Raw genomic sequence first — 14,657 nt, forward strand, 5'->3', positions numbered from 1 at the left:
TCCTCCCAAGGGGGTACGGCGTCGTCGTACCCCCTTTCCTGCATCAAGGCCACGTATGAAACGCCACTTCACAGCTATCTCCATCTCCCTTTCATGGGCGCTGGCCGAAGGCGCCTGGGCCGCGACCGACGCCTTGACTCAGGTGCCGGCCGGCTTCGAAGCCTTGGTCGAAGGGCAGGTGGAACAGCTCGAACTACAACTGTTCAACCGCAATCTCGGCGTGCACCCGGTGCTGGTCCAGCCCGGCCGGATCGAATTCAAGCAGCCTGAGCGCATCGCGGCCCTGCTGGTGGAAGCCGGCGTACTGGCCTCGCCTCAGGAACTGCTGCCATTACTGTCACAGCCCTTGCCCAGCAATAGCCAGTTGGCCTGCTCCTACGGCCTGGCCAGCGAGGCGAGTTGCGGCTATCTCGAAACCGAGGCAGTGGCCGTGATTCTCGATGAGGCCGGCGCCCGTCTCCAGGTCCTGCTGCGCAAGGACTGGCTGCCGACCAACGAGGCCTCGGCCCTGCGGCTGCACACGCCGAGCGAGGCAGAGAATGCCCTCGTCCACCGGCAAAACATCAATATCGCCCAGTCCGACAGTTACCGCGCCCTGGGTGCCAGCGGCCTCGGCGCACTCGGCCTGGGAGAAAACAGTCACCTGGGGTTCACCTGGACCTATCAGGCCAACCAGAACAAGCGCGGCAGTGACAGCAACCTGGAATTCAACAACGCCTACTACCGGCGAGACTTCGACCGTGAACACTACGCACAGGCGGGACGCATGGACATGAGCAACCTGTCCAGCGCCGAAGGCGGCAACTTCAACTTCAGCCTGCTGCCTTTGGGCCGGATCGACGGCGCCCGTGTCGGCACCACCCTGGCCTACCTCAATCGCGACGTCGTCGGACAGGGCACGCCCATCTCCCTGATCCTGACCCAACGCGCCCGCGTCGATGCCTTTCGCGGCGAAGAACTGCTCTCCACTTCTTATCTGGATGCCGGTGTGCAGAACGTCGACACCCGAACCTTCCCCAACGGCAGTTATCCGGTGACCCTGCGGGTGATCGAAAACGGCCAGGTAACCCGTACCGAAACCGTGCCCTTCAGCCGCACCGACGGCAACGGCCTGGGGGATGACACCGTGCAATGGTTTTTACAGGGTGGGCGCACGGCCGAGCATTCCCTGTACGAACAAGATCCCGCCGCCGTGGCCCAGACCGGCCTGCGGGTACCGCTGCTCGATAACCTGGCGCTCACCAGCGCGATCACCTGGCTGGACACCGCGTTCTACAACGAAAGCCGCCTGGACTGGGCCGGCACGCTGGGCGCCAGCAGTTGGTCGCTGTCGGCCGCCCTCCTGGAGGGCAACGACGGGGCGAGCGGCAACAGCCAGCAGTTCACGTTCAACCATGGCCTGTCCTGGAACCTCTATCGCTACTCGCTGCGCAGCCCGTCCTGCGAGCACAACCGCCGCACCTACCAGCAGAGTGGCTGCAACGAATCGCTGACGGCCAGCGCATCGCTGCCGTTGGCCGGCGGCGCCCTCACCGCTGGCTATAGCTACAACCGTTATGCCCAGGTGAATCCGTCCTACTACTGGAACACGTTGCCCGGCGAGCCGGACCTGACCGACGAACTGACCACCGCCACCTGGGCCCGCACCCTGCAGGTGGGGTTCTCCCGCGGGCATCGCCTGGGCCAGTTCCACCTCACGCACCGCGTGGGCGCGTTTCGCAATCAGAGCGGCAATCGGCCGACCGACCACGGCCTGTACCTGAGCCTCAGTCTGTCCCATAACCAGCGCTCGACATCCGGTGGCTTCCGGCAGACCAGTGTCGGCCTGGACGCGCGCCGCGAGCAGGCCGCCAGCGACAGCGTCCGGACCAGCCTGGCCCATACCCGTGTCTGGGACAGCGAGCAAGGTCGCAACGAGATGAATACCGGGCTGGGTTACGACGACCTGGGCCGCTGGGACGCCGAACTGGCCGGGCGACTCGAACGTAGCTGGGGCGAAACGAGCCTGGCGATGTCACAGCGCGGCGGTGACCGGCATGATTCACGCCCTGGGCTCAGCGGCAACCACTCTTCCTCCCTGGCACTGGGGCGCGAAGGTTTCTTCTGGGGCCCCGGCCAGGGCGGCACAGGCCCTGGTGCCGCCGTCGGCATCGTCGCTGCGCCAATGGAAAACGCCACCGGCGCCGCGGCCAAGGTCAGTGGCGGCTACGGCGCCCAGACCAGCATCGGCTTCGGCGAGAAACGGCTGATTCCGATCAATGGCTTCGAGGTCTCCCAGACTCGCATCAGCGATGCCGATGCCTCGCGCCAGAACCTGAGCTCGGTGAATGTCGGCAACGGCAGCCGCGACTGGTTCCTGCCACCCGGCAAGCTGGCGGTACAGCGCATCGAGTCCAGCCTCAGCTACACCTACATCGGACGCCTGGTGGACGCCCGGGGACAACCGCTGGCACAGGCGGCCATCCTCAACGCAGCGATGATGGAAACCGCCGAGGACGGCAGCTTCGTCGTCGATCTCAACAAACCCCCGCAACCGTTGTTCGCCCTGGACCTGAACGGTGTGCATGCCTGCGCCGTGCAGTCGGCCACCGCTCGCAGCAGCTTGCGCCAGGTCGGCACGCTGACCTGCCAGAGCACCACCCTGGACGCTCTGCCCAGAGACCTGCGCGACCCCGACCGACTGGAACGCTGGACCGCGCGCCGCAGCGCCGCGTTATCGTCAGACAAGAGAAACCAGCCATGAATCTGATCTTTCACCGTTGGGCCCGTCGCCTTGGCGCACTGATTGGCGCGTTCGCTGCGCTACCGGCGCTCGGGGACATCCATCCCAGCAACCACTATCAATCCGAGATGCTGCAATTCGACCGCTCGACCCCGCCCGCCGATCATTACATCTGGACGCGGATGACCCATGGCTGGCACGAACAGCCCGTGGCAGGCGCAGGCTATAAGACAATGCATTTTGTCTGTCTGTCCAACACCGATCCAGCAACAGGCCAGTGCCTGACCACCACCGGAGGCAGATATGGCACCACCGAGATAAAGCTGCGTTTCACGGAGAAACGCAGCCGACTGTCCGTGGTTCTGACCGTCAAAGGCAACATTACACGCAGACTCCCGATCCACAGCCCCTGCGGGGTGTGGGGTTCCAGCACCTGGATGCTGACCTCGACATCACATGGCAATTGCGAGGGAGTGGATGCGACGGGTACGGCCTCCACCCTCTGGATTCCTCGGTCAGAACTCGCCAAATTGCCTGCCGGTGGCATCTGGACGGCGCAATTGGTCATGAAGCTCAGGAGGTTCTACTCGCAGCCAATCGGAGACGCCCATATCTACACCGTCGATTTCAAGCTGGACGTGACCGATCACAATAACGTGCAGATCTACCTGCCCGCCCACGGCATCAGCACCCCGCAGGTGGACCTGAACCTGCGCACCCGCCCGTTGATCAATGGCCCCGGCGGTATCGTCTCCGGCCAGGCTGTCGTCGATGCCTGCCTCTACGACGGCTACAACTCCAACAGCCAGCGTTTCGAAATGCGCGTCACCGACAAAAACCCCGTACCTGGCATGGCTGGACGCTTCTTCGTGCAGCACACCTCCGGGGGGACGGACGAACGTAACCGTATCGAATACCGGGTTCGCACCCGCACCACCAACCTGGGCGAGACACAGCATGTCTCAGGTCAACCGGTGACCTTTACCGGTATCAACAATGCCGATATCCGCGCCGTGCGCTTGCCCAACGTCCCCTTCCCGGTCGTGTGCACACCCTGGCCGATCACCCTGGAGACACCGCAGTTCCGGCAGATCGACAAGAATACCGGGCAATATCGGGGAGAGTTGAACCTGGAGTTCACGCCTTCAACCTCGTCGCCCTGAGCCTTTGGGTGTCGGTACCGCGCCATCGCGAGCGGACTCGCTCCCACATTGGACCTGCATACACAGAACCCTGTGGGAACGAGCCTGCTCGCGATGAGGCCAGCAGCCAAGAATGATGACCTCAAGGATGAGCGGATTCCCGCTCATTCCACAGCAAAAATGAGCGCCAATCCGCTCACCCAGCGTTCAAAACCCCTCTAGACCGGCCTTCTCCCACCTGGCACAGCTCCTGCTATAGCCCTGGCAGGCTGCGTTCCCACGCGCTCCACAAAAACAATTAAACGAAGGATCCTTCAATGGATAACTCCAACGCCCTTCCCCTCGGGTCGGCCGCCGCGCCCGCCCGTGAAAGAACCACTGCCAGCCGGATCAAGTCGATTTTCAGCGGTTCGGTCGGCAACATGGTCGAGTGGTATGACTGGTACGTCTACGCCGCTTTCTCGCTGTACTTCGCCAAAGTATTCTTCCCGGCCGGGTCCTCCACCGCGCAACTGATGAAAACCGCCGCGATCTTCGCCGTGGGCTTCCTGATGCGTCCGATCGGTGGCTGGTTGATGGGCCTGTACGCGGATCGCGCCGGCCGCAAGGCGGCGCTGATGGCCTCGGTGTACCTGATGTGCTTCGGCTCGCTGATCATCGCCCTGAGCCCCGGCTATGAAACCATCGGCGTCGGTGCCCCCATCCTGCTGGTAGTGGCCCGCTTGCTTCAGGGCCTATCGGTGGGCGGTGAATACGGCACCTCGGCAACCTATCTGAGCGAGATGGCCACCAAGGAACGTCGCGGCTTCTTCTCCAGCTTCCAGTACGTGACCCTGATCTCCGGCCAACTCATCGCCCTCGGCGTGCTGATCGTGTTGCAACGGTTCCTCACCACCGAAGAGCTGTATGCCTGGGGCTGGCGCATTCCATTCGCCATCGGCGCGTTGTGCGCGATAGTGGCGTTGTACCTGCGTCGCGGCATGGAAGAAACCGAGTCGTTCACCAAAAAGGAAAAAGCCAAGGAAAGCGCCATGCGCACCTTGATGCGCCATCCAAAAGAGTTGATGACTGTGGTCGGCCTGACCATGGGCGGCACCCTGGCGTTCTACACCTACACCACCTACATGCAGAAATACCTGGTGAACACGGTCGGCATGAGCATTTCCGACTCCACCACCATTTCCGCCGCCACCCTGTTCCTGTTCATGTGCCTGCAACCTTTGATCGGCGGTTTGTCGGACAAGGTCGGTCGGCGGCCGATCCTGATCGCCTTCGGCATCCTGGGGACGCTGTTCACCGTACCGATCCTGACCACCCTGCACACCATCCAGACCTGGTGGGGCGCGTTCTTCCTGATCATGGCGGCGCTGATCATCGTCAGCGGCTACACCTCGATCAACGCCGTGGTCAAAGCCGAGCTGTTCCCCACCGAGATCCGCGCCCTGGGCGTCGGTTTGCCGTACGCCTTGACCGTATCGATCTTCGGCGGCACCGCTGAATACATCGCCCTGTGGTTCAAGAGCATCGGCATGGAAACCGGCTACTACTGGTACGTGACGGCGTGCATCGCCGTGTCGCTGCTGGTCTACATCACCATGAAAGACACCCGCAAGCATTCGCGGATCTTGACCGACTGACCTGCGTACACGCACACACGAAAGGGGCGAACCTGTACAGGTTCGCCCCTTTTTTTGTGCCTCGTGTCCGAAGATTTATCCGACATTAATCTCTGGTTAATGCCCGCCCTACATCCTCATCCTCACCAAAACGTTGTTCGGGTACGCCGGTGATGACATTTATCGCCGATCAGTAACAACGAGCAACCAATCGATAAATACGATTTGTTTGAGCGTTTTTTTGCGCTTTTTAATCGATTTAACAAGCGTAATATGAATTCCACACCCAAGGCGATCAACGCCAACCACTTCGGAGAACGACCATGAAAACCAAACTGATCCTCGCCCTGACCCTGTCCGTACTGGCCGCCAACACCTTCGCCGCCGATGGCTTCGACCGCACTCAGTCGGCCATTGCCGCTGACGGTTACGACCGCACCGGCTCCAACGCTATCGCCGAAGACGGCTTCGACCGCACTGGCTCGAACGCTATCGCTGAAGACGGCTTTGACCGCACTGGCTCGAACGCTATCGCTGAAGACGGCTTCGACCGCACTGGCTCCAACGCTATCGCTGAAGACGGCTTCGACCGCACTGGCTCGAACGCTATCGCTGAAGACGGCTTTGACCGCACTGGCTCGAACGCTATCGCTGAAGACGGCTTTGACCGCACCAACACCGCCTCTCTCAGCTAATCCCAACGAGGCTCTCTCACAGCCCGGCTTCGGCCGGGCTTAGTTGTTTTTGGGGTACAGGAAAACGGTCAGCCTCAAGCCCAACACAAAAGTGGTCTCACTGAAGAACAAATTGTGGGAGCGAGCCTGCTCGCGAAGAGGTCAGCACATTCAACCCCTACGTCCCCTGCTACACCGTCATCGCGAGCAGGCTCGCTCCCACAGGATTGTGTGGCAGACGAAAGTTCCGTGAACCCTGAAGAGCAAATGAGTGGGCAGGCTTGCCAGGTGCTGACAAAAACAGTCGCCCCCTGCACTATCCACAACATCCTCAAAATCCATCCCCAGGACCCTCGCCTCATGCCCGACGACATCCACTACTACGAACCCGCCCAGGGTCACGGCCTGCCCCACGACCCGTTCAATGCCATCGTCGGCCCACGCCCCATCGGCTGGATTTCCTCCCAGGACGCCGAAGGGCACCTGAACCTGGCGCCCTACAGTTTTTTCAACGCCTTCAACTACATTCCGCCGATCATCGGCTTCTGCAGCGTCGGGCGCAAAGACAGCCTGAACAACATCGAACAGACCGGCGAATTCGCCTGGAACCTGGCGACACGCCCGTTGGCCGAGCAGATGAACCAGAGCTGCGCCATGGTCGCGCCAAAGGTCAATGAATTCGAACTGGCCGGTTTGACGCCAGCGCCATCACGGGTGATCCAGGTGCCACGCGTGGCGCAAAGCCCGGTGTCCTTCGAATGCAAGGTCACCCAGATCATCCAGTTGCAGCGCGCGGACAAGGCATTGGTGCCCAGTTGGCTGATTCTCGGCGAGGTGGTCGCCGTGCATATCGCCAAATGGTTGTTGAAGGATGGGGTATACGACACCGCCGCCGCCGAGCCGATTTTGCGCGGCGGCGGGCCGGCGGATTATTTCCAGCTGGGTCCCGAGGCGCTGTTCAAGATGCACCGTCCTCAATAGCAGTGCACGACACAGCGTTTATCTGTGGGAGCAAGGCTTGCCCGCGATGAAGACAACGCGGCCTGTCTTTTGAACCGAGGTGACTGCATCGCGGGTAAGCCTTGCTCCCATAACGTTAATCTCGCGGGTTCCAGATCAGCTCGCCCTCATCGCCCACACCCTTGAGATGGGTCAACTCAATGGCCGCCGCCGAGTCGGCATCAGTGGCCGTCTTGAACGTCTGATCTTCAAGCACCTTGTTAAAACGCGGTGCACCGGAACCACCAATGGCTTTGGTGGCAATCGCCGCGTAGTAGCCGCCGCCCTCTTTGGAAACGACCGCGGAAACAGCTTCGAAGGTTTCAAAGGCTTTACGTGCCATATTGCGCATCCTGGCGATGGAAAATGACGCTCATTAAACCTTCAACCCGCCAGTTTGTGTACCTTCGCCAGGCACCCTTCGGTCGCCTGGGCGGCGGACACTTCCCGGAAGGTGTGGAAATCCAGGCTGCTCACCACCAGGTCCTGTACCAGCTCGGCGAAGATCGCCATGGCCGGTGAGTTGAAATAAGCATCCATCGCCTGTTGATTGACCCAGAGCCCGGACACCAGCCACAGATCGGCGTCGCATTGCGATTGCTGTAAGGCAAAATGCAGGCATCCGGGAGCCTGGCGCGAAGGCGCGATCAGCGTACTCAGGCGTGCACCCAATGGCTTGGAGCAACCGGAACGGGCCCGCACAAAGGCCATATGACTGACGGGGATCTGTGTAGACATGTTCAACCCTCCCAGGTAATCCGTTGTGCAGCCCGGGACAGGCTGCGACAGGATCAAAGGTTAAGCGTCACGACACCAGGCTCGTTAGTCGATTCCTGCCGACCCATTGCACGATCCTGCGCGAAAGCGGGACCCAATCGGTCCTCCATTCGCGAGGATCCAGGAAAGTTGAAACAAAAGGTTTCAAGCAAGTTTTTGTCACATTAAGCCTTGGTGAATCGATGCACCGTGCAGGATCAGGCAAGCTTTCGACAGGATGTGGCTACCCCTGCAACTTGCACAAACATAAGCTCTGCTCATCGCTCCCCCTTTCCCGAGGATTCCGGCATGTCGCCGCTTGACCACGCCCACGTCCCGCTGGACACGTATCTGGAACAACAGCGCGCCGAACTGGCGTCGATCATCGCCCGCAATACCAGTGAAGACGGCAACTACGCCACGGCCATCGACTCGCTGAATCTGTCGCGCCACAGTCAAGCCCATCAATTCGCACCGGTGCTGGCGCGACCGGCGCTGTGCATCATGGCCCAGGGCAGCAAGCAGGTGCGCCTGGCGGATGAGTTGTTCAACTACGATCCGCTCCATTACCTGGTGGTCTCGGTCTCGATGCCCCTGAGTGGTTGCATCGCCAGCGTCTCGCCCGATCAGCCGATCCTGGCCCTGCGCCTGGACATCGATCCGGCGGAAATCACCGCGCTGATTGCCGACGCAGGCCCCCTCGGCGTACCGACGCGCCCCACCGGTCGCGGCCTGTATGTAGAACGCTTGGACACGCCGATGCTCGACGCCGTGTTGCGCCTGACGCGCTTGCTCGACAGCCCGAAAGACATCGCCATGCTCGCGCCCCTGGTGCGCCGGGAGATTCTGTACCGCCTGCTGCGCAGCCCTCAGGGCTATCGGCTGTACGAAATCGCCATTACCAACAGTCAGAGCCATCGCATCAGCCAGGCGATCAAATGGCTCAATGGCCATTTCGAGCAACCGTTGCGCATCGATGACCTGGCCCGGGAAGTGAACCTCAGCGTCTCGACCCTGCATCACCGCTTCAAGGCCATGACGGCCATGAGCCCGCTGCAATACCAGAAACAACTGCGCCTTCAGGAAGCCCGGCGACTGATGCTGGCCGAAGGGCTGGAAGCTTCGGCGGCGGGGTATCGGGTGGGGTATGAAAGCCCTTCGCAGTTCAGCCGCGAGTACAGCCGCCTGTTCGGCGCGCCGCCGCTGCGGGATCTGGCGCGGTTGCGGATGACCGTCTGAGCTGATTTTTGGGTTGGCTGTGCCGGCCTCATCGCGAGCAAGCTCGCTCCCACAAGGGCTCTGTGTTGAACACAAATTCTCCGTTCACCCAGATCAACTGTGGGAGCGAGCCTGCTCGCGATGGGGCCAGTAAAGACAGCCCACTTCTAGCGCTCAAACCGCCCGCACTACATGTTTGATCTCCTGAAACGCCGCCAACCCCCAAGGCCCCAACTCGCGGCCCATGCTGCTCTGCTTGTAACCGCCCCACGCCGCCTGGGGAAAGATCACTTGGGGGGCGTTGATCCACACCAGTCCCGCCTGCAGTGCATTGGCCACCTGTTCGGCAACTTCGGTATCGCGACTGACGACACTGGCCACCAGGCCGAAACGGCTGTCATTGGCCAAGGCAATCGCTTGCTCCAGGGAGGTGAAACGGCGCACACACAGCACCGGCCCGAAGATTTCTTCGCACCACAGCTCGCTGTCCACAGGCACGTCGGTGAAGACTGTCGGCTGTAGAAAATAGCCGCGCGGCAAATGCGCGGGGCGTTGTCCGCCGCACACCAGCGTCGCCCCGGCGCTCAAGCCCCGGTCGATATGCCCAAGCACGCGTTGGTATTGCGCCTGGTTGACCAGCGCGCCCATCTCCACGTCAGGGTCAAACGGGTCAGCCACGCGAATCGCTTCGGCGCGAGTCTTGAGCCGTTGCAGGAACTCGTCGGCCAGCTCATCGGCGACCAGCACGCGACTGGTGGCCGAGCACATTTGTCCGGCGTTGAAGAAACCGCCACCACAGGCCAGCTCCACCGCCAGCTCCAGATCAGCGTCGGCCAGCACCAGCAGCGACGACTTGCCACCCAATTCCAGGCTGACGCCCTTCACCGTTTCCGCCGCCCGTTGCATCACCTGCACCCCCACCGCATTGCTGCCGGTAAAGGAAATCTTCGCCACGCGCGGATCTGTCGCCAGCGGTGCGCCCACGGCCAGACCCGTGCCGCAGATCAGGTTGAACACGCCGTGGGGTAAGCCGCACTCGGCGATGATCGACGCCAGTTCCAACTCCGGCAGCGGTGTCACCTCCGAAGGTTTGAGCACCACACAACAGCCGGCAGCCAAGGCCGGGGCGAGCTTCCAGGCGGTGGTGACCATCGGGAAATTCCACGGCACGATCAAGCCCACCACACCGCAGGGTTCGCGGCGCAGGCGTGCCCTGAAGTCATCGCTGGGCAATGCCAGTGGGCTGTCCTGCCGGGCGTCCAGCCCTTCGGCCAGTTCGGCGTAATACTCGAAGGTGGCGACCACGTCGTCGACATCGATGGCCGCTTCGAACAGGGGTTTGCCGTTATTGCTCGATTGCAGATGCATCAAGCGCTCACGAGCAGCCCGCACGCCGGCGGCGATACGGCGCAGAAGCGCCCCGCGCTCGGCGCCGGTGGTGTTCGACCATTGCGCCAAAGCCTGGGTCGCCGCGTTCAAGGCCTGATCGACGGCGCGCTCATCGCCGCCATTGACCGTGGTCAGCAGCGCCTCGGTGACCGGGTTGATCACCCGCAAATGCTGATCGCCCGATGACCATTGGCCGTTGATGTACAGGCCGTCCTGGGTGGTGGGGAAATTCATTGGGCCACCCCCACCATCCAGCGCGCCTGATCGATTTCGATCAGGGTCGGACCCTGGCGGTCGTGGGCCTCCAGCAATGCGGCGCGCAATGGCGCCACGCCGTCGACCGCCTGTGCAAAGCAGCCCAGGGCCTTGGCCACGCCAATGAAATCCGGGGTGTAGATGTCCACGCCCACCGGTTCAATGGCGCGGTTGACCATGTATTTCTTGATCTCTTCGTAACCCTGGTTATTCCACAGCAGCACGATCACTGGCACGCCTGCTTCCACGGCGCTGGCCAGCTCCGGCAGGGTGAACTGCAAGCCGCCATCACCGATCAGGCACACCACGGGCGGGCGCCCCTTACCCGAATCGATGCCGCCGAGCCAGGCGCCGATGGCCGCCGGCAAGGCATAGCCGAGGGTGCCGTAGCCGGTGGAAGCATTGAACCAGCGACGTGGATGTTCCGGGTTGAAGGTCAGGTTGCCGGTGTACACCGGTTGTGTGGAGTCACCGACGAATACCGCGTCGGGCAAGGCCTGCAAAACCGTGTCGATGAACAAGGTCTGCGCGCGGGTCGCGACGTCCCAGTCCCGGTCCAGATCCGCCCGTAACCGCGCGGCACGCACCTGGCCCCAATCGCTGTTGCGCTGGGTCAGGGATTGTTGCTTCAACCCATCGAGCAAGGCCTGGCTAGCGCTGCGGGCATCGGCCACCAGCGCCAGGTGCGGCGGGTAGTTGCGCACGGTCTGGTCCGGGTCGATGTCGATGCGCAGCAATGCACCGGGGATTTCGAAGCCGCCGGCGAAGGTGATGTCGTAGTCGGTCTCGGCCAACTCCGTGCCGATGGCCAGCACCACGTCGGCCTCGGCCACCAGTGCTCGGGTGGCCACCAGGCTTTGCGTGGAACCGATCAGCAGAGGATGACGCGACGGCAACAAGCCTTTGGCGTTGATGGTCAATGCCACGGGGGCGCCGAGGCATTCAGCCAGTTCGGTCAGTTCGCGGGCGGCATCAATGGCGCCGCCACCGGCCAGGATCAGCGGCCGGCGGGCCTTCGCCAGCATCGCCGACATCTGCGCCACGGCACTCGGCGCGGCCCCGGCACGGCTGATGTTCACTGGCCTTGTGGCGAGCAAGGCATCGGCGTCTTCGACCAGAACGTCCAACGGAATTTCAATGTGCACCGGCCGCGGGCGACCGGCCTGGAACAAGGCGAAAGCCCGGGCCAGCACTCCCGGCAACTCGGCGGCGGACATCAGCGTGTGGGAAAACGCCGCCACGCCACTCACCAACGCGCTCTGGTTCGGCAGTTCATGGAGTTTGCCGCGCCCGCCGCCCAACTGGCTGCGCGACTGCACGCTGGAGATCACCAGCATCGGGATCGAATCGGCGTAGGCCTGGCCCATGGCGGTGGTGATGTTGGTCATGCCGGGGCCGGTGATGATGAAGCACACACCGGGCTTGCCGCTGACGCGGGCGTAGCCATCGGCCATGAAGCCGGCGCCCTGTTCGTGACGCGGCGTCACATGGCGGATGCTGGAACGGGCCAGCCCACGATACAACTCGACGGTGTGCACGCCGGGAATCCCGAACACCTGCTCCACGCCATAACCTTCGAGTAACTTGACCAATACTTCGCCGCACGTCGCCATTGCCACTGACCTTCTTGTTTTCGGGGAATGGCGTTATTGGAACGGCCAGGCCATAGCCGCAACAATGGATAAAAAGTCATACTAGCCATGTCCCTACATCATGGCTCGATTCCAAATGAAACGACTTCCTCCGCTCCCGGCGCTGCACACGTTTCTGATCACCGCCCAGTGCTGCAACTTCACCCGGGCGGCGGAACAGTTGCACATCACCCAGGGCGCGGTGAGCCGGCAGATCGCCGGGCTGGAGGAGCATTTGGGTTACGCGCTGTTCCTGCGTCAGGCACGGGGCCTGAGCCTGACGTCGCAGGGACAGGCGTGGTTGCCACGGGTGCAACAGGTGTTCGGCCTGATCGCGGAAGCGGTGGAGCAGATCGGCGAGAAACGCCAGAGCGTGCGACTCAAGGCGCCGACCTGCGTGCTGCGCTGGCTGATGCCGCGTTTGCTGCAATGGCAAAAGGTACGACCGGACATACCGGTGGAGTTGACCACCACCGTCCGCCACGGCGTGGATTTCCAGCGCGAAACCTTCGACGCCGCGGTGGTCTATGGGCCGCCGCCCGCGCCTTCATTGACGAGCCTGCACTTGTTCGACGAACAACTGACACCGGTGTGTTCGCGTCCAGTGCTTGAAGGTCCGGTGCCGCTGCGCTCACCCGCCGACCTGCAACACCATCTGCTGCTTCATCCCACCAGTGACGAGCGCGACTGGAACGCTTGGCTGGAGGCTGCGCAGGTGCAACTGAGCAACGTCAGCAAAGGCCAGCATTTCGAAACCCTGGACCTGGCGATGTCCATGGCCTCCCAAAGCACGGGCGTGGCGATTGGCGACTGGTCGCTGATCGGCGACGACCTGAACGCCGGGCGACTGGTGATGCCCTTCGAACTGAAGGTCAGGACCGGGTTGGCCTATCACCTGGTGTATCCGCGCAAGCCCGGAGCGTCGGAGCAGTTGCAGGCGCTGATGGAGTGGTTGGTGGAGCAGGCGCAGACGCGGTAGCTGTTTCACCGCAAGCCCTCTGTGGCGAGGGGATTTATCCCCGCTGGACTGCGCAGCAGGCCCCAAGCAATCGAACATGATCAGCCTGACATACCGAGGCGCCAGTTTTGGGGTCGCTTCGCAACCCAGCGGGGATAAATCCCCTCGCCACAGATCAGTCCCCTTATCACGGGAAAAGCTACAGCAGATTCGGCACCTGCACCGGCTCGATCTGCGCCCAATGCGAGGTGTCTTCGCGATGCTGCTGCAAGTAGGGCAACACCGCCCCCAGCAACGGTTCCTTGAACGCTTCTTGAAACCGGTGGGCCAGGCCCGGTATCAGCTTCAGGCGGCTGCCACGGATGTGCGCCGCCAGGTGCACACCGTGCATCACCGGCAACAACGGGTCGGCGGTGCCGTGAACCACCAGGGTCGGCACGCGCAGTTGATTGAGCAGCGCCACCCGGCTCGGCTCGGCCATGATCGCCATGATCTGGCGTTGCACGCCTTCGGGGTTGAAGGCCCGGTCATAGGCCTGGGCGGCCTGATGCAACAGTGCTTGACGATCATCCACCACCATCGGACTGCCCAGGGCGGCCAGCAGATCGGCCTGTTGTTCCAGGGCCACTTCACGATTCGGCGCACTGCGCCGGGACAACAGCTGCACCAGGGTTTCGCTGGGTGCCGGCAGGCCTTCGGCACCCGAGCTGGTCATGATCAGAGTCAGGCTCTCCACCCGCTGCGGCGCCATGGCCGCCATGTGCTGGGCGATCATCCCGCCCATGCTCACCCCCAGTACGTGAAAGCTTTGCACCTGCAACGCGTCCATCAACCCCAAGCCGTCGTCGGCCATGTCGGTCAAGGTGTAGGGAGCGGCCACGGGCAGGCCCAGCTTGTAGCGCAAGGCTTCAAAGGCCAGGTTGGCGCTGCCGGGCGCCTGACGCCAGGCGGACAAGCCCACGTCGCGGTTGTCGTAGCGAATCACCCGAAAGCCCTGCTCGCACAGGGCCGCCACCACCTCGTCCGGCCAATGTATCAACTGCCCGCCCAAGCCCATCACCAGCAACAACACCGGGTCGGAGGCACGGCCGATGCTCTGGTACGCCAGACTGACCTGATCCAGATCGACCCGTTGGGTCGCAACGTTGACATCACATCGAGAAGCCGCAATCGACGGCAGGCCGAACAACAACGCGGCCAGAAAGATAAATACACGCATGAAGAAACACCAAAACGCAGAACCCCAGTAGAGCGCGAGTCTGATGAAGTTTGTTCAAGCGCGCTGCCACAGTTGCGT

Annotated in this window: 12 protein-coding genes; 7 read left to right on the forward strand and 5 right to left on the reverse strand. The window is 62.4% G+C overall.

Going from position 1 to position 14,657, the window contains the following annotated elements:
* Window positions 1-55 precede the first annotated feature (55 nt).
* From T3A99_RS07945 to T3A99_RS07965, 5 genes are all read left to right on the forward strand, one after another.
* Complete coding sequence (locus T3A99_RS07945) at window positions 56-2,743, forward strand: TcfC E-set like domain-containing protein (RefSeq protein ID WP_076383661.1); 2,688 nt, start codon at window positions 56-58, stop codon at window positions 2,741-2,743.
* The gene (locus tag T3A99_RS07950) at window positions 2,740-3,885 is read left to right on the forward strand and encodes a CfaE/CblD family pilus tip adhesin (protein ID WP_322834196.1); all 1,146 of its coding nucleotides are present in this window, start codon (window positions 2,740-2,742) and stop codon (window positions 3,883-3,885) included. Before T3A99_RS07945 ends, T3A99_RS07950 begins: the two co-directional genes overlap by 4 nt.
* A gap of 296 nt (window positions 3,886-4,181) precedes the next feature.
* Window positions 4,182-5,501, forward strand: a complete 1,320-nt coding sequence (locus T3A99_RS07955; protein ID WP_047227120.1) for an MFS transporter — start codon at window positions 4,182-4,184, stop codon at window positions 5,499-5,501.
* Between the two features lie 302 nt (window positions 5,502-5,803).
* A complete protein-coding gene (locus T3A99_RS07960; protein ID WP_322834197.1) occupies window positions 5,804-6,175 on the forward strand; it encodes a heme utilization protein in 372 nt (123 codons plus the stop codon).
* A gap of 339 nt (window positions 6,176-6,514) precedes the next feature.
* The gene (locus tag T3A99_RS07965) at window positions 6,515-7,135 is read left to right on the forward strand and encodes a flavin reductase family protein (RefSeq protein ID WP_107321946.1); all 621 of its coding nucleotides are present in this window, start codon (window positions 6,515-6,517) and stop codon (window positions 7,133-7,135) included.
* A 115-nt stretch (window positions 7,136-7,250) separates the two neighbouring features.
* Here T3A99_RS07965 and T3A99_RS07970 read toward each other — a convergent pair whose 3' ends face one another.
* Together T3A99_RS07970 and T3A99_RS07975 are read right to left on the reverse strand one after the other, a co-directional pair.
* Window positions 7,251-7,496, reverse strand: coding sequence for a hypothetical protein (locus T3A99_RS07970; protein WP_322834198.1), 246 nt, complete (start codon window positions 7,494-7,496; stop codon window positions 7,251-7,253).
* Between the two features lie 41 nt (window positions 7,497-7,537).
* Complete coding sequence (locus tag T3A99_RS07975; protein ID WP_107321945.1) at window positions 7,538-7,891, reverse strand: putative quinol monooxygenase; 354 nt, start codon at window positions 7,889-7,891, stop codon at window positions 7,538-7,540.
* Between the two features lie 327 nt (window positions 7,892-8,218).
* Here T3A99_RS07975 and T3A99_RS07980 point away from each other — a divergent pair, with 327 nt between their 5' ends.
* A complete protein-coding gene (locus T3A99_RS07980; protein WP_047230390.1) occupies window positions 8,219-9,148 on the forward strand; it encodes an AraC family transcriptional regulator in 930 nt (309 codons plus the stop codon).
* Window positions 9,149-9,301: 153 nt separating this feature from the next.
* On the opposite strand, the gene T3A99_RS07985 is transcribed toward T3A99_RS07980, so the two are convergent.
* Window positions 9,302-10,750, reverse strand: a complete 1,449-nt coding sequence (locus tag T3A99_RS07985) for an aldehyde dehydrogenase family protein (RefSeq protein ID WP_076383657.1) — start codon at window positions 10,748-10,750, stop codon at window positions 9,302-9,304.
* On the reverse strand, window positions 10,747-12,384 hold the full coding sequence (locus tag T3A99_RS07990) for a 5-guanidino-2-oxopentanoate decarboxylase (RefSeq protein ID WP_076383656.1): 1,638 nt from the start codon (window positions 12,382-12,384) through the stop codon (window positions 10,747-10,749). The genes T3A99_RS07985 and T3A99_RS07990 overlap by 4 nt, the downstream gene beginning before the upstream one ends.
* A 115-nt stretch (window positions 12,385-12,499) precedes the next feature.
* Here T3A99_RS07990 and T3A99_RS07995 point away from each other — a divergent pair, with 115 nt between their 5' ends.
* Complete coding sequence (locus T3A99_RS07995; RefSeq protein ID WP_322834199.1) at window positions 12,500-13,381, forward strand: LysR substrate-binding domain-containing protein; 882 nt, start codon at window positions 12,500-12,502, stop codon at window positions 13,379-13,381.
* 178 nt (window positions 13,382-13,559) lie between these two features.
* On the opposite strand, the gene T3A99_RS08000 is transcribed toward T3A99_RS07995, so the two are convergent.
* Window positions 13,560-14,579 carry an alpha/beta fold hydrolase gene (locus tag T3A99_RS08000; RefSeq protein WP_076383654.1) on the reverse strand — a complete coding sequence of 340 codons (1,020 nt, stop codon included), beginning with the start codon at window positions 14,577-14,579 and terminating at the stop codon, window positions 13,560-13,562.
* Window positions 14,580-14,657: the final 78 nt, after the last annotated feature.

Origin of the sequence: Pseudomonas sp. N-137, assembly GCF_034555295.1 — a bacterium.
GTDB classification, from domain to species: Bacteria; Pseudomonadota; Gammaproteobacteria; order Pseudomonadales; family Pseudomonadaceae; genus Aquipseudomonas; species Aquipseudomonas rhizophila.

Bases quoted from the DNA above. Each gene is read 5' to 3' on its own strand.
- T3A99_RS07945 (WP_076383661.1), top strand. From the start codon at position 56: ATGAAACGCCACTTCACAGCTATCTCCATCTCCCTTTCATGGGCGCTG.
- T3A99_RS07950 (WP_322834196.1), top strand. From the start codon at position 2,740: ATGAATCTGATCTTTCACCGTTGGGCCCGTCGCCTTGGCGCACTGATT.
- T3A99_RS07955 (WP_047227120.1), top strand. From the start codon at position 4,182: ATGGATAACTCCAACGCCCTTCCCCTCGGGTCGGCCGCCGCGCCCGCC.
- T3A99_RS07960 (WP_322834197.1), top strand. From the start codon at position 5,804: ATGAAAACCAAACTGATCCTCGCCCTGACCCTGTCCGTACTGGCCGCC.
- T3A99_RS07965 (WP_107321946.1), top strand. From the start codon at position 6,515: ATGCCCGACGACATCCACTACTACGAACCCGCCCAGGGTCACGGCCTG.
- T3A99_RS07970 (WP_322834198.1), bottom strand. From the start codon at position 7,496: ATGGCACGTAAAGCCTTTGAAACCTTCGAAGCTGTTTCCGCGGTCGTT.
- T3A99_RS07975 (WP_107321945.1), bottom strand. From the start codon at position 7,891: ATGTCTACACAGATCCCCGTCAGTCATATGGCCTTTGTGCGGGCCCGT.
- T3A99_RS07980 (WP_047230390.1), top strand. From the start codon at position 8,219: ATGTCGCCGCTTGACCACGCCCACGTCCCGCTGGACACGTATCTGGAA.
- T3A99_RS07985 (WP_076383657.1), bottom strand. From the start codon at position 10,750: ATGAATTTCCCCACCACCCAGGACGGCCTGTACATCAACGGCCAATGG.
- T3A99_RS07990 (WP_076383656.1), bottom strand. From the start codon at position 12,384: ATGGCGACGTGCGGCGAAGTATTGGTCAAGTTACTCGAAGGTTATGGC.
- T3A99_RS07995 (WP_322834199.1), top strand. From the start codon at position 12,500: ATGAAACGACTTCCTCCGCTCCCGGCGCTGCACACGTTTCTGATCACC.
- T3A99_RS08000 (WP_076383654.1), bottom strand. From the start codon at position 14,579: ATGCGTGTATTTATCTTTCTGGCCGCGTTGTTGTTCGGCCTGCCGTCG.